The following is a 13540-nucleotide window of genomic DNA, read 5'->3' as shown; positions in this document are numbered from 1 at the left end:
AAAGTGAAGATCGTCTAACAAATTTATATAAAAATGTGATGCATTTCACATAAAAAACACTATAATACGAAAAAATTTTAGTTTTAAGTTTATGTTAAAAATCACAGCTGCATTAATTATCTTGGGAAGTTTTACATACTATGTACTTTTCCATGGTGAAGAGAAAAGTGAGTCTAAAACTTCTCGTCTGCTTAAAGAAGCAGAGCAATCTATCGCTTCTGCTGAAACCTCTGTAAATAAGGCTAATAGTATTGTACCCATATCTTATAAGTAGCCGAAGTTGTTAGGTTAACCTTTTATATCATCCATCAAAATATTGTTTTACTTAAACTTTTTTAAAATTTTAGGTAAAAGATTGTATGTATAGAGACAAAATTCATGAGAATGAAGTTTATCGCCTATGATCCCAATTCTGGGGAAAAATTAAACTTAAAAGAGCATATTCACCATATGGATAAATACACCACCTATATCTTTTTTAGCGATGAAAAAGACAATATGGTGTTCAATCCCCAGAAAAAGCAAGTTTTTGAAATTACTCAATATACTTCTAATATGATGGTTGAAATTTCAAGAAAGTTATATTATCTCATTGGTGAATATTAGAAATTCAGTCTTAGATTAAATACTTTAGTAGAATAGTCAGGTTTTTTTGGTTGAGCTATACTGCAAACATATCTTCTGATTTAAATGAATTTATTAGGTCAGAGAGCTTAAATCCTGAAATAGGCAAGATATTAATTTTTCTGTTTTACAGTCCGTATTCTTCCCCAAGGTGCGGACTTTTTTTATTAAAAATAAAACTTGAGTAAATCTTGGGATTATTTCTGTTTTTTATTAAGGCGAAATTTGTTATTTACTTGAATTATATTAACCTTAGTTTTTGATTTAAAATAATTTTTAGAGTAATAATTTTATCTTTTTATGAGTTGTTGAGTTAAATCAAAGTCTTTTATTCTCTTACGCTCGTTTCTATGTCAGAATTATTCAATACCTATTTTTATTGTTTGGCTTTGCCAATCCTCCATCGCATTTTTGCAGGTACTCCCATGTTTTATAGTTTTTATTCATCTATTCAGCTATTTCTTCAGCTTCCCAACCAGACAAATTAAGGACATAAATATAAAAAGGGAATGCATAAAATGAACTTAGAAGTACGTTGGGTAGAAGACCTTTTAACATTAGAGCGTGAGCGTTCTATTTCAAAAGCAGCCGAAAAACGATTTATTAGTCAATCCGCGTTTACACGTAGGATTCAGCAAATAGAAGAGATGATTGGAGCTGAAGTTATTATTCGAAATAATAAAAATAATATTGAATTTACCGACATTGGGCGAATTATGTTGGTAATGTCTAAAAATATTGAGAAGCAGGTAGAAGAAACAGCCAAGCTGATTAAAAATATCAAAAATGAAACCGAATCAACGATTCGTTTCTGTGTTGTCCACTCATTAGCATCAGGTTTTTTGACTACTTTTTTAAAAAAATTCCCAACATTTATGCGTGATTTAAAAATTGAAATTGTCGCGACGAATAGTGGTGAAGGCTTATCTCTTTTAAAGGAAGGCGCCTGTGATTTTATGATTTGTTATGCAGATCGATCTAATATTAATCGGGTTGGTGATGATATTTTAAGTGGCATCAAGATTGCCGAAACAGAGATTGTTCCAGTATCAGCTACCGAGGCCGACCATACGCCTAAGCATACAATTCAGAGTAATTTTTCATTACTTGCTTATAGTAAGCATGCATATTTACGAAAATTGGTAGATCAACTGATCGAAGGCAAACTGATCTATAAAACTTTATATGAAACTGACAATGCCACCAATTTGAAAGAACTTGTACTACAAGGTCTAGGTGTCGCATGGATTCCAAAAATTAATGTAGAGGAAGATCTCGCTACCGGAAAATTGGTCATGTTGGACCATAATGAGTATTGTCTGCCACAAGATATTTATATTTTTAAAAATAACTTGAGTGATAACAAATCAGTTCAGCAAATCTGGAAGGGCTTCCAAACTCAGCATGATTAAAATTTATAATGATATGTGATGTATTCAACATATTTACATACAAAGTAATCAATTAAAGAGTTCATATCTTTGTCTTTGTGATGAAAGGCTTTATAAAGCATTGCTCATGGTCTAGATTCTTTGTTAATTTAGACCATATATCAATAATTCAGAAATTGAGTGGGCATTTTTATATATGCTGTACTTGATTTCATTCCTTTTGAATGGATTATTTGATCCAGACGGAGACAATTTTGTTTGATCTAGATAGTAGATTACTAAATATTTTTTATCATATTTATCGGTTTAAAAGCGTTTCAATGGCTGCCGATGCTATTGGCCTTACCCAACCGAGTGTTAGTAATGGACTCAACAAAATCCGTCAGCATTTTAATGATCCACTTTTTATTCGTGTTGGAAATGAAATGATTCCAACCGAATTGGCTAAAGAAATCTTTCCGCTCATTAGTGAGGTGATTGATAAAGTTGAAAGCATTAATAACTTTAGTGTGAACTTTGATCCGCTAACTTCAGATCAGCTTTTTACAATTGCCATGACAGATGTCTCTCATCTGGTTTTATTACCGCAATTAACCAACTATTTGAAAGAAAAAGCGCCTTTAATTCGCTTAAATATTAGGCCGATTACGCCAGAAACCAGCTACCAAATGGCAAATGGTGAAATTGACCTCGCAATTGGCTTTTTACCCCAATTAGAAGAAGGCTTTTACCAACAAAAGTTTTTTAAACAGCATTATGTGGTGATTAGCTCTAAAAGCCATCCTCGTTTAGACCCAAATAATTTCACTTTAGATGATTATATGCGCGAATATCATATTGATATTGATGCAGGAATTGGGCACTACCATATTAAAAATGAATTACAGAACAAAGGATTGGATCGAAATATTTTAATTCGATTACCAAGTTATTTAGGAGTGGGATTAGTAGTACAAGAAACAGATGCGATTGCAACGGTACCGTATTATTTAAGCCAAGTTTTATTGGTTAGAGAAAATTTACAGATTTTACCGGCGCCTTTAGACTTCCCAACTTATGATGTTAAACAACATTGGCATATGTCGTGCCATCATAAAAGTAGTCATAAATGGTTCCGCCAAACCTGTTATGAACTTTTTAAAGTCTAAAAAAAGAAGGTGTAAGAAAAACGCTTACACCTTCTGCGTGGTTTGATTTTTAGATTTCAATTGCGACAGCTGTAGCTTCACCACCACCAATACATAATGCGGCAACACCTTTCTTTTTACCTAGTCGTTTTAAAGCATAGATAAGAGAAAGAATAATTCTTGAGCCTGTTGCGCCAATTGGATGGCCTAAAGCACAAGCACCACCATGTACGTTAACTTTTGTTTCATCAATACCGAGTTCATGAATTGGTGCCATTGCCACCATTGCAAAAGCTTCATTAATTTCCCAAGCATCTACCTCGTCAACTGACCAACCAGCGCGCTCTAGCACTTTTTGAATTGCACTAATCGGAGCAATGGTAAATTCACTTGGATGCTGTGAGTGAGTCGAAGTTGCAACAATTTTCGCTAAAGTATTTAAGCCATGGCTTTGAGCATATTCTTCTGTGGTGAGTACTAACGCAGCAGCACCATCAGAAATTGAGCTTGAATTTGCAGCTGTAATTGTTCCATCTTTACTAAAAGCTGGGCGTAATGTTGGGATCTTCTCAAGATTGGCTTTTAATGGTTGTTCATCTTGATCGATAACTTCAACACCTTTACGTGTTTTTACTTCAACAGGAACAATTTCTTCTTTGAAATAACCTTCGGTAATCGCAGTTTGCGCTTTTTTAAGTGAAGAAATTGCAAAGTTATCCATTTGCTCACGTGTAAAGCCTTTAGTGTTTGCCATGTCTTGCGCAAACGAACCCATTAAACGGCCTGTTTCAGCATCTTCAAGACCATCTAAGAACATATGGTCCTTAATTTCACCGTGTCCCATACGGTAACCACCGCGAGCTTTCGGCAGAATATAAGGAGCATTGGTCATAGATTCCATGCCACCTGCAACAATAATATTGGCACTGCCTGCTTTTAAAGTGTCTGATGCCATTAGCACCGCTTTCATGGCAGAGCCACACAGTTTATTAATGGTGACTGCACCGACATGATCAGGTACACCAGCTTTACGCATCGCCTGACGAGCAGGACCTTGGCCAATACCTGCACTTAATACGCAACCAAAAATAACTTCATCTACTTGTTCAGGAGCAATACCTGCACGTTGAATCGATTCACGAATGACAGCAGCGCCAAGATCTGGTGCAGTTAAAGCAGATAGGCTGCCTTGAAAACCGCCCATTGCAGTGCGGCTACCTGAAACTATAACAATTGAACTCATCTTAATATCTCTTTTTGATTTATTTGCTAAATTTGCCTTTAGTCGAAACTAAAGGCGCCAGTAAATTAAAAAGTGGGTGGGGTGTAGCTAAGTGTTCTTCCAAAGAACCACAATAAAAATAAAACTAATGGAAAATGCACAACGAGCTGAGTGACTGTAAAACCAATCACATCTTTTGCTTTTAGTTTTAAAATGCCTAACATTGGAAGCATAAAGAAGGGATTGATTAAGTTCGGTAAAGCTTCGGCTGCATTATAAATTTGTACAGACCAGCCTAAATGAACTTTCAAATCATTGGCTGCTTGCATGACATATGGGGCTTCAATAATCCATTTTCCACCGCCAGATGGCACGAAGAACCCAAGGATGGCAGAGTAAATTCCCATCACAATTGCAAAAGTTTCTTTTGAGGCGATTGAAACGAAAAACTCGGCTATATAATGCGACAGCGATAAATCCTGACTATTTAAAGCTTGCGTCATAATAAAAGCGATGCTTCCATAAAGTGGAAACTGAATTAAGATTCCTGATACAGCAGGAACTGCCTTTGAAACAGCATTTAAAAAGTTTCTTGGCGTTCCATGCAACGCTAACCCAAGCATTAAAAACACAAAGTTGTATGTGTTTAAACTTGAAATAGCGATGATTGGATTACTTTTTGAAAATTCAAAAAACATCCAGATTAAGCCTAATGCCACCACAATAATCGTTAAAATAGGCGAGTTTTCTAACCAGTCGCCTGGGCGTGTTGATTTTTCCTCGTGTGGTTTGTCTTCTTCAAACTGCACATCAAAACTGTCAATTGTTTTAACATTATTACCTTTTGGAGCTGACCAGTAAGCAATTGCAATTGAAACAATCACCAAAATAATAGTCATCGCAATAGATTGCCAAAGGAAAATCGTTTCAGTAAATGGAATAACACCAGTTAGGTTGTAAATTGACTCAGGTAAACTAGTTTTATTCGCTTGAAGCTGTGCTGCCGAAGAGCTAATTCCCAGTGCCCATGTTGCTCCCATACCAATAATTGCCGCCGCTGCCGCTGCACGGTAATCCATATTCAGCTCTTTACGTTTTGCTAATGCAATCACTAAAAGTGCTGTAAGAATCGTGCTTACTGCCCAATTGACCAAAGAAATTAATAAGCTGACAGTTGCCACCAAAACAATTGCACCACGTCCAGAATTTGGAATACGCGCCATTTTTTGAATCAGAAACTTTACGGGCTTAGATACAGAGACGACATAACCCACAATAATGAGCATGGTCATTTGCAGAGTAAAGGGAATAAGACTCCAGAAGCCATTACCAAATGAAGTCGCTACATCATGTATCGGCGCACCAATACCTAATGCGGCAACAGAGACAATAATGACGCCAAGTAGAGCAAAAATATATGAATCAGGAAACCATTTTTCAGACCAGTCACTAATCCGAAGAGCAAATCTTTCAAAAATTCCTTGCTGTTTTTCCATAGCTGAAAAAATCCTTCTCGTTCTTATTTATAGACAGCACATCCGGTGCTTAAAAGGGTTAAGACTTAAGCTCACCTCCTAACTTAAGTCTTATCTCGCTAACTAAAAATTAAAATTTACGCGACTAATGTTTTGTGAAACTCAACACCTGTAGCATCTTGAATCTGTTCAAGCGTAACATCTTTAGCAAGTTCAATGAGTTCTACGCCTTGGGGGGTAATGTCCATTACGCCTAAGTCAGTAATTACGCGATGAACCACGCCTTTACCTGTTAAAGGTAAACTGCAGTTTTTCACGATTTTTGGCGTGCCATCTTTTGCACAATGTTCCATAAGCACAACAACTTTTTGAACACCAACAACCAAGTCCATTGCACCACCCATACCTTTGACTTTTTTACCCGGAATCATCCAGTTAGCTAAGTCACCATTTTCAGAAACTTCCATTGCACCTAAAATTGCAATGTTGACATGGCCACCACGGATCATGGCAAAAGATTCTGAGCTTGAGAAAAAGGCAGCGCCGGGACGTGCAGTAACTGTTTGTTTACCGGCATTAATTAAATCAGCATCAACAGTTTCTTCAGTTGGAAACTCACCAATACCTAAAAGGCCATTTTCAGATTGAAGCCAAACATTAATATTTTCAGGAATATAGTTAGCCACTAGGGTCGGTAAGCCAATACCCAAATTGACATAAAAACCGTCTTCTAGTTCTTGTGCAGCACGTTGTGCCATTTCATTACGTGACCAAGCCATTTTATACTGCCTCCGTGCGTATGGTTTTTTGTTCAATGCGCTTTTCTGGCGTGGCATTGAGAATGATTCGGTTGACATAAATACCTGGTAGATGAATCTCATCCGGATCCAATTCACCAATTTCAACAACCTGTTCAACTTCTGCGATAGTAATTTTTCCAGCCATCGCACATTCAGGATTAAAATTTTGAGCAGTTTTACGGAATACTAAATTACCCGCTTTATCTGCCTTATATGCTTTAACAAGAGCAACATCTGCAGTTAAAGATTCTTCTAAAATATAGTTCTTGCCATTAAAGGTACGTTCTTCTTTACCTTCAGCAATAAGTGTACCGACACCAGTTTGTGTGTAAAAGGCCGGAATTCCAGCACCACCAGCACGTAACTTTTCAGCTAAAGTACCTTGTGGGGTAAGTTCTACATCAAGTTCACCATTTAAATATTGGCGCTCGAATTCTTTGTTTTCACCCACATATGAAGAAATCATTTTTTTGATTTGTTTGGTTTGAAGCAAAATACCTAAACCAAAATCATCTACACCTGCGTTATTTGAAATACAAGTGAGACCAGTCACACCACTTTGCTTAACTGCAACAATCAGTTTTTCAGGAATTCCGCATAAACCGAAACCGCCTACAGCAAGTGTCTGGTTGTCAGCAATAACGTCTTTCAGTGCTGCCTCTGCATTGGCATAAACTTTATTCACTCTATTGTTATCCTATATCCCTTAGTAATCTTAGTTTTAGCATCACATTTTATGTTATAGAAGTTAATTTTTTTAAAGGATTAATAAGTATAATCAATGAATGGTATCAAATTACCGACAAAAGATCAGAAGCATATAAAGCAAAATAATTTAAAAATTCATCTCATGCCATTGAAAATTATAATAATTAATAAATTTAGCTTAAGCGTAGGATTAGCTCACTGTAAAATGCAGTGTTTAATTTTTTAAAATTTATATTGAACTAAAGCCTCAATAAATTGGGCAGAAATATTTGAAATTTCAAAGTTCTTTTTATAAACAATTCCTACAGTCTTATGAATAGCTTCATCTTTTAACTCAATCAAAACATTATGTTCTTTATCAATGTGTTTAGCAAAGTGTCTAGGAATAGCACTTACTCCAATTCCATAAGCCACAAAACTTGAAAGTGATGAAATTTGATGACATTCAACTTTTAAGTCGAGCGTTATATTATTTCGCAAACAATTTTGCTCAACTAAATATCGAACAATTGAAGGTTTTTGTAAGGTCACGAATGGATTTGAACAAAGCTCGTGCCATGTGATAGAAGACGATTGAGCAAGAGGGTGAGTCTTAGGTAATAGAGCCAAGAAGTCTTCTTCAAACAGAGGTTTAAACTCTAAGCCTTCGGTGAGATCAGGTTCGAAGCAGATGCCAAGCTCGAAGATACCATCTTGTACTTTTTCTATAATGGTTTCATTTGGAATATCGTGAATTGAAAAATTCAGGTTGGGGTGAAGCTCTAAAAATTGATGAATCACTTCAGGCAAAATTGCATGAGTCACGAAGGGCATTGAGGCGATACTTAAAGTTCCACGATTAAGCTTAAAACGTTGTTTGACATCGTTTTCCATTTCGTCCCAATTGGCGAGTAATTTTTTAGCATATGGAATAAGGGATTTACCTTCTTGGGTAAGCTCGACACGGCGTGTATTACGATTAAACAACTTTCCGCCTAATTCTTCTTCTAGGCTTTTGATGGTGAGGCTTAAAGCAGACTGGCTTAAATGTAGCTCTAGTGATGCATTGGCATAGTTGAGGGTACGTGCAAGAGCTAAAAAAGCTTTTAATTGTTTAAGCGTCATTTCATTCCTTTAGATTGCTCTGCTCACCTAGAAGGGTAATTTATACGAAAATTTGTCTAATATGATGTTTTTTGACAAAAAATTATGAAAAAAGTAGAGAACAATGTGCTGAGCTACTTTAGTAAGTTATCCAAGCAGAATTCATCAGTGTTATTTGCAAAATATAGAGCCATTCCAACGACATGAAAAAATAAATAACCTAGCCAAATTGCTTGAGGAGCAACTTTTAAGCCTTCTAATAAAATAGTTGTTGAGTAAATTGCTACTAAAAAAGTGAATAAGATGATGTATGTAATACTCGCTACAAACTTATATTTTGGTGCTATTTGAGGAACTTTATACCCAATCAAAATTTGCATACCACAATTTATGATCAGTGCAATTATAGCTACAAGTATTTGTGGCGCATTTAAAAATTCTAAAGAAAGCTGTTCAATGATGAAAATGATTTGCCACAGCACAAACAGGCCCAGAGGGTATAATATAAATTTAAGCCACATAGTTTTTCATTTTCTTATAAAAATTTATATCTGCATTCTATTGAATAACGAAGATAAAATAAATACTTTTTTCAAAAACTTAAACTACTCACGGGGGATTTGTATTATCCTTAACTTTTAAATTTAACTCGTTATTAAAGTGGATAATGTCATGAGAAAAATCATTTTTTTAGGGTTAGTTTTGAGTTTAATTGGGTGTTCAACAGCCCCAGTTGTTTCAAATACAGCAAAACCAATACCTAATGAGAGAGTGTACAATCAGAACTATTTAAAGAAACAGACTCCTGAACAAGCAAAAGTTACTTTTTTAAGAGATAAAGGTTTTCTAGGATCTGGCTGTACTCATGATATTTATGTAAATAACGAAAAAGCATTCTCAATTCGTTCAAACGAAATAGCTACCATTTATCTTGAGCCTAAATATTATATCTTTAGATTAGAAACTGGTGGGGGAATGTGCCCTAATATCGCAACTTCCCAAGAAACAGAAGTCAAACCAGGAGCAGAGATAGAATATCGAATTTTACTTCCATCTGACTTTAATTTAAGACTAACTCGAATGAAATAAAAGTATAAGCGCCTGTGTTTAAGGCAGTCGAATAATATTGAATTTTAATTGAACCTACTCATTATAAAGTGGGTTTTTTATTACGTATAAAAATACTGATCACAGATAAGAAAATATTTATTAAATTAATTTAAAAAATATATTATTTAATTGTCTTTACTAAATAATATGAAATTATTGATTTAATTTACTCAATAATTAATAAGTTTTATAAATTAATAATGGTTTTTAAATAATTTGTTTTTACCAATAAATTTATATAAATAACTGTATTTTATTGATATTTTAAAATTTAAATAAATTACATTGTTTTTAAATATTTTAGTGATATTTTATTTTTAAGCTCATTTACCTATTACCACACATAGATATTGTGATTTTTATCATTTTAGGTTTGGGATAACCTAAATATCTTTTGGTAATTTTATTGAACCTAATATCTATTCTTTAGGGAGAAAGAATATATGTGGGAATTATTCGTAATTCTACTTTCGCTTGGGCTGTTAATGTATACAGCTTACAAGGGCTTTTCAGTCATTCTCATGGCACCAATTTGTGCCTTACTTGCTGTTCTACTCATTAATCCAGCCAATGTTTTACCGTTTTATTCGGGTGTCTTTATGCCCAAAATGGTGAACTTTATTAAAGATTACTTTCTTGTGTTTTTGCTGGGGGCAATTTTCGGTAAAGTCGTTGAAATGTCAGGAATTGCTGAGTCTATCGCACGAACTATTGTGAGATGGATTGGGGCAAAAAAAGCAATTTTAACCGTTGTACTTTTAGGTGCAATTTTAACCTATAGCGGTGTAAGTTTATTTGTTGCTGTATTTGCCATTTATCCATTTGCAAACCAGCTATTTAGACAAGCGAATATTCCAAAACGTTTAATCCCGGGAACCATCGCGCTTGGGGCATTTACCTTTACCATGGATGCATTGCCCGGTACGCCACAAATCCAAAACGTAATTCCAACCACATTCTTTGGCACCAATATTTACGCCGCACCATTTCTAGGAATTATTGGTGCAATTTTTGTTTTATGTATGGGTTTGGCTTACTTAGAATGGCGTCGCCGCGCTGCTGCAAAAGCAGGTGAAGGCTACTCTGGCTTTGGAGTAGACAATACCTCGTCTCAAGAAATTGAAGCCGATATGAACTTGCAAAATAATGGAAGTACGGCGCGTCAGTTTTTAGCTTTTGTACCTCTTATTCTTGTTGCAGTAATGAATAAATATTTGTCTAAAGCAATCAAAGAGTGGTATCCAAATGGTTTTGATTTTGCCACAGTCGGTCTAGCGGATTACACCGTAGATGTTGCGAAAACTGGTGCGATCTGGGCAGTAGGCCTTGCACTTATTGTCGGGATTATTTCTGCAATTTTATTTGATTATCAGCGTGTAGTGACGAATTTCAAAGAGGGCATTAATGCCAGTATTGGCGGCTCACTTTTAGCAGTGATGAATACAGCTTCTGAGTATGGTTTCGGGGCAATTATTGCGTCATTACCAGGCTTTGCTCTGATTAGCCATGCAATGAGCAGTACCTTCACAAATCCTTTAGTGAATGGGGCGGTGACCACAACCGTTTTAGCAGGTATTACCGGTTCAGCTTCTGGTGGTATGAGTATCGCTTTAAGTGCAATGGCTGAACATTATAACGCCGCGATTTTAGCCGCCGGTATTCCACCAGAAGTTATGCACCGTGTGGTTGCGATGGCATCGGGTGGTATGGATACGCTTCCGCATAATGGTGCTGTCATCACTTTACTCGCCGTTACAGGCTTAACTCATAAACAATCGTATAAAGATATTTTTGCAGTCACAGTAATTAAGACATTAGCGGTATTTGTGGTGATTACGGTCTTTACCGTAACGGGTATTGTTTAAATCAGCATGTTATAAGTATTAAGGAGTAAATAAATGACAAAACTTTTAGACGGTAAGGTCGCTTTTATTACAGGTTCTGCAAGTGGTATCGGTCTAGAGATTGCTAAGAAATTTGCTCAAGAAGGTGCCAAAGTTGTCATTTCTGACATGAATGCTGAAAAGTGCCAAGAAACGGCGAACTTACTTAAAGAGCAAGGTTTTGATGCATTATCTGCACCATGTGATGTAACTGATGAAGATGCTTATAAACAAGCCATTGAGCTGACTCAAAAGGCCTTTGGTACGGTTGATATCTTAATTAATAATGCTGGCTTTCAACATGTTGCGCCTATTGAAGAGTTTCCAACGGCTGTTTTTCAAAAGCTAGTTCAGGTCATGTTAACAGGGGCATTTATTGGTATTAAACACGTTTTTCCAATCATGAAAGCTCAAAAATATGGTCGTATTATTAATATGGCTTCAATTAATGGCTTAATTGGTTTTGCTGGAAAGGCAGGTTATAACAGCGCTAAACATGGCGTGATTGGCCTAACAAAAGTTGCGGCATTAGAATGTGCACGTGACGGTATTACAGTAAATGCTTTATGTCCAGGGTATGTAGATACACCATTGGTTCGTGGGCAAATTGCAGATTTGGCTAAAACCCGTAATGTAAGTTTAGACAGTGCACTTGAGGATGTAATTTTGGCAATGGTTCCTCAAAAGCGTTTACTCTCTGTTGAAGAAATCGCTGATTATGCAATTTTTCTTGCGAGTGAAAAAGCAGGAGGGGTAACAGGCCAAGCTGTCGTGATGGATGGCGGTTATACGGCCCAATAATTTAATTGTTTTATAAAAGCCGCTTATTCTATATAAGCGGTTTTTTATTCGTTAAAAATTTACGATCGCCTACTATTCAAAATAATGCTTTATCTCTACTATAAGTTGTTATAAAAAAACTAATAAAATAAGTTTGTTAAGGTATGAAATTATACTTTAAAGGTATTTAACTTATTTCTATTTTTAAAATCTAATAGAGTGTGAGAAAGTAATCTTTACTCTCTTTCTTGATTAGATATTTTTCAGGAAAACTCGTCAATTAAAGGGTATTAATTGGCATACAAGTTGCTTTTTTAGCAATAAGTTTTAGCTAGGTGAAAAGGATATGATATCACTCAGCCAACAGATGGAACTCAATCATTATTCACGCAAAGCTGAATTTGCGCAGAATCTAATGTCCACAATTTGTGGTGAACACCGTCTAGACACAATTTACAAAGATAATCTCGATTTCCACTATGACGGAATGCGTTTGCCCAATAAAAAAATGGCAATCGGCACAATCAGTTATGGTGCAAATGTTGCCATCAACATCTCAAATTTAAAAGCTTATAGCATTAGTTTACCTATACAAGGGCGACAAGCTCTCAACATTCGTGGTGCACATTATCAATCTGATGAAAACAGAGGCCTAATTGTTTCAAATAATGATCAACAAGATCTGATTATCGATAAAGACTGTAGAAAATTTCAGGTGGTTATTCCTGAGCGAAGTATGCAGATTGTCCTTGCAGATTTACTGAATAAACCTATAGAAACGCCTATCATTTTTAACCCTGAAATGCACTTAGACTCTGAGCAACTGATTGGAGCGTGGTGGAAGAATATTCAGAATTTTTTACAGCTAAAATCGCAATATAGCAATTTTTATGGTTTGCAGATGTTATCTGAAGACTATGAAAATTTTGTAATTAAAGCCTTACTATTATCTCAAGAAAACAACTACTCTAAAGCTTTAAAGTCACTCTCACATCAAGATGAGCCAGCTTATATTCGAAAGGTTCGTAATTTTATTATTGAACATGCGCACGAAGAAATCTGTGCAGAAGACTTGCAGCGTTTGGCTGGGGTTTCAAAATCAAAATTGTATGATGAATTTCAACAATACTACGGCACTAGCCCAATGTCGTATTTGAAAAAATATCGTCTTCAACAAATTTACAAAATCTTGAGCACTACAGGAGCAGATAAAAAGGTTTCTATTTCAAAGCTTGCGTATGACTGGGGCTTTAACCATTTAAGCCGTTTTTCTCAAGAATATCGTGAAGAATTTGGAGAAAACCCAAGTGAGACCAAAGGCAAAATTTTCTGATATT

The 13540-nt window shown here is 35.6% G+C and carries 14 protein-coding genes; 8 read left to right on the top strand and 6 right to left on the bottom strand.

The window, feature by feature from the left end:
- Nucleotides 1–91: 91 nt before the first annotated feature.
- The 4 genes from SOI81_RS08550 (at nucleotide 92) to SOI81_RS08535 (ending at nucleotide 3163) form a co-directional block, all read left to right on the top strand.
- Complete coding sequence (locus tag SOI81_RS08550) at nucleotides 92–274, top strand: hypothetical protein (protein WP_032054959.1); 183 nt, start codon at nucleotides 92–94, stop codon at nucleotides 272–274.
- Nucleotides 275–384: 110 nt separating this feature from the next.
- Entirely contained in the window at nucleotides 385–606 is a 222-nt protein-coding gene (locus SOI81_RS08545) for a hypothetical protein (RefSeq protein ID WP_080649678.1), read from the top strand.
- Between the two features lie 536 nt (nucleotides 607–1142).
- Nucleotides 1143–2036, top strand: coding sequence for a LysR substrate-binding domain-containing protein (gene yjiE, locus SOI81_RS08540; protein WP_002113716.1), 894 nt, complete (start codon nucleotides 1143–1145; stop codon nucleotides 2034–2036).
- A 233-nt stretch (nucleotides 2037–2269) separates the two neighbouring features.
- A complete protein-coding gene (locus SOI81_RS08535) occupies nucleotides 2270–3163 on the top strand; it encodes a LysR family transcriptional regulator (RefSeq protein ID WP_003651675.1) in 894 nt (297 codons plus the stop codon).
- Nucleotides 3164–3212: 49 nt separating this feature from the next.
- Here SOI81_RS08535 and SOI81_RS08530 read toward each other — a convergent pair whose 3' ends face one another.
- From SOI81_RS08530 to SOI81_RS08505, 6 genes are all read right to left on the bottom strand, one after another.
- Complete coding sequence (locus SOI81_RS08530) at nucleotides 3213–4385, bottom strand: thiolase family protein (protein WP_320541558.1); 1173 nt, start codon at nucleotides 4383–4385, stop codon at nucleotides 3213–3215.
- Nucleotides 4386–4450: 65 nt separating this feature from the next.
- The gene (gene atoE, locus SOI81_RS08525) at nucleotides 4451–5860 is read right to left on the bottom strand and encodes a short-chain fatty acid transporter (protein WP_046813340.1); all 1410 of its coding nucleotides are present in this window, start codon (nucleotides 5858–5860) and stop codon (nucleotides 4451–4453) included.
- 116 nt (nucleotides 5861–5976) lie between these two features.
- Nucleotides 5977–6618, bottom strand: coding sequence for a 3-oxoacid CoA-transferase subunit B (gene atoA, locus SOI81_RS08520; RefSeq protein WP_239975583.1), 642 nt, complete (start codon nucleotides 6616–6618; stop codon nucleotides 5977–5979).
- A 1-nt stretch (nucleotide 6619) separates the two neighbouring features.
- Nucleotides 6620–7324: a CoA transferase subunit A gene (gene atoD / locus SOI81_RS08515; protein WP_224991855.1), complete on the bottom strand. Its 705-nt coding sequence runs from the start codon at nucleotides 7322–7324 to the stop codon at nucleotides 6620–6622.
- Between the two features lie 245 nt (nucleotides 7325–7569).
- Nucleotides 7570–8451: a LysR family transcriptional regulator gene (locus SOI81_RS08510; RefSeq protein WP_016145217.1), complete on the bottom strand. Its 882-nt coding sequence runs from the start codon at nucleotides 8449–8451 to the stop codon at nucleotides 7570–7572.
- Nucleotides 8452–8564: 113 nt separating this feature from the next.
- Complete coding sequence (locus SOI81_RS08505; protein ID WP_239975582.1) at nucleotides 8565–8951, bottom strand: hypothetical protein; 387 nt, start codon at nucleotides 8949–8951, stop codon at nucleotides 8565–8567.
- 151 nt (nucleotides 8952–9102) lie between these two features.
- Here SOI81_RS08505 and SOI81_RS08500 point away from each other — a divergent pair, with 151 nt between their 5' ends.
- The 4 genes from SOI81_RS08500 (at nucleotide 9103) to SOI81_RS08485 (ending at nucleotide 13536) form a co-directional block, all read left to right on the top strand.
- Complete coding sequence (locus SOI81_RS08500; RefSeq protein ID WP_239975581.1) at nucleotides 9103–9519, top strand: DUF2846 domain-containing protein; 417 nt, start codon at nucleotides 9103–9105, stop codon at nucleotides 9517–9519.
- 464 nt (nucleotides 9520–9983) lie between these two features.
- On the top strand, nucleotides 9984–11405 hold the full coding sequence (locus tag SOI81_RS08495; RefSeq protein WP_174732120.1) for a GntP family permease: 1422 nt from the start codon (nucleotides 9984–9986) through the stop codon (nucleotides 11403–11405).
- Nucleotides 11406–11438: 33 nt separating this feature from the next.
- Nucleotides 11439–12224, top strand: a complete 786-nt coding sequence (gene bdhA, locus SOI81_RS08490; protein ID WP_239976369.1) for a 3-hydroxybutyrate dehydrogenase — start codon at nucleotides 11439–11441, stop codon at nucleotides 12222–12224.
- 325 nt (nucleotides 12225–12549) lie between these two features.
- Nucleotides 12550–13536 carry an AraC family transcriptional regulator gene (locus tag SOI81_RS08485; RefSeq protein ID WP_004713138.1) on the top strand — a complete coding sequence of 329 codons (987 nt, stop codon included), beginning with the start codon at nucleotides 12550–12552 and terminating at the stop codon, nucleotides 13534–13536.
- The last annotated feature ends 4 nt before the right edge of the window (nucleotides 13537–13540 follow it).

The sequence above is a fragment of the Acinetobacter pittii genome, from assembly GCF_034067285.1.
GTDB classification, from domain to species: Bacteria; Pseudomonadota; Gammaproteobacteria; order Pseudomonadales; family Moraxellaceae; genus Acinetobacter; species Acinetobacter pittii_E.
The sequence above is the reverse complement of the archived record's forward strand: the minus strand, read 5'-3'. Positions and strand labels throughout refer to the sequence as shown.

What these genes read in the sequence shown, in the direction of transcription:
- SOI81_RS08485 (WP_004713138.1), top strand. Translation starts at nt 12,550, where the DNA reads ATGATATCACTCAGCCAACAGATGGAACTCAATCATTATTCACGCAAA.
- atoE (WP_046813340.1), bottom strand. Translation starts at nt 5,860, where the DNA reads ATGGAAAAACAGCAAGGAATTTTTGAAAGATTTGCTCTTCGGATTAGT.
- SOI81_RS08495 (WP_174732120.1), top strand. Translation starts at nt 9,984, where the DNA reads ATGTGGGAATTATTCGTAATTCTACTTTCGCTTGGGCTGTTAATGTAT.
- bdhA (WP_239976369.1), top strand. Translation starts at nt 11,439, where the DNA reads ATGACAAAACTTTTAGACGGTAAGGTCGCTTTTATTACAGGTTCTGCA.
- SOI81_RS08550 (WP_032054959.1), top strand. Translation starts at nt 92, where the DNA reads ATGTTAAAAATCACAGCTGCATTAATTATCTTGGGAAGTTTTACATAC.
- SOI81_RS08545 (WP_080649678.1), top strand. Translation starts at nt 385, where the DNA reads ATGAAGTTTATCGCCTATGATCCCAATTCTGGGGAAAAATTAAACTTA.
- yjiE (WP_002113716.1), top strand. Translation starts at nt 1,143, where the DNA reads ATGAACTTAGAAGTACGTTGGGTAGAAGACCTTTTAACATTAGAGCGT.
- SOI81_RS08510 (WP_016145217.1), bottom strand. Translation starts at nt 8,451, where the DNA reads ATGACGCTTAAACAATTAAAAGCTTTTTTAGCTCTTGCACGTACCCTC.
- SOI81_RS08505 (WP_239975582.1), bottom strand. Translation starts at nt 8,951, where the DNA reads ATGTGGCTTAAATTTATATTATACCCTCTGGGCCTGTTTGTGCTGTGG.
- SOI81_RS08530 (WP_320541558.1), bottom strand. Translation starts at nt 4,385, where the DNA reads ATGAGTTCAATTGTTATAGTTTCAGGTAGCCGCACTGCAATGGGCGGT.
- SOI81_RS08500 (WP_239975581.1), top strand. Translation starts at nt 9,103, where the DNA reads ATGAGAAAAATCATTTTTTTAGGGTTAGTTTTGAGTTTAATTGGGTGT.
- atoA (WP_239975583.1), bottom strand. Translation starts at nt 6,618, where the DNA reads ATGGCTTGGTCACGTAATGAAATGGCACAACGTGCTGCACAAGAACTA.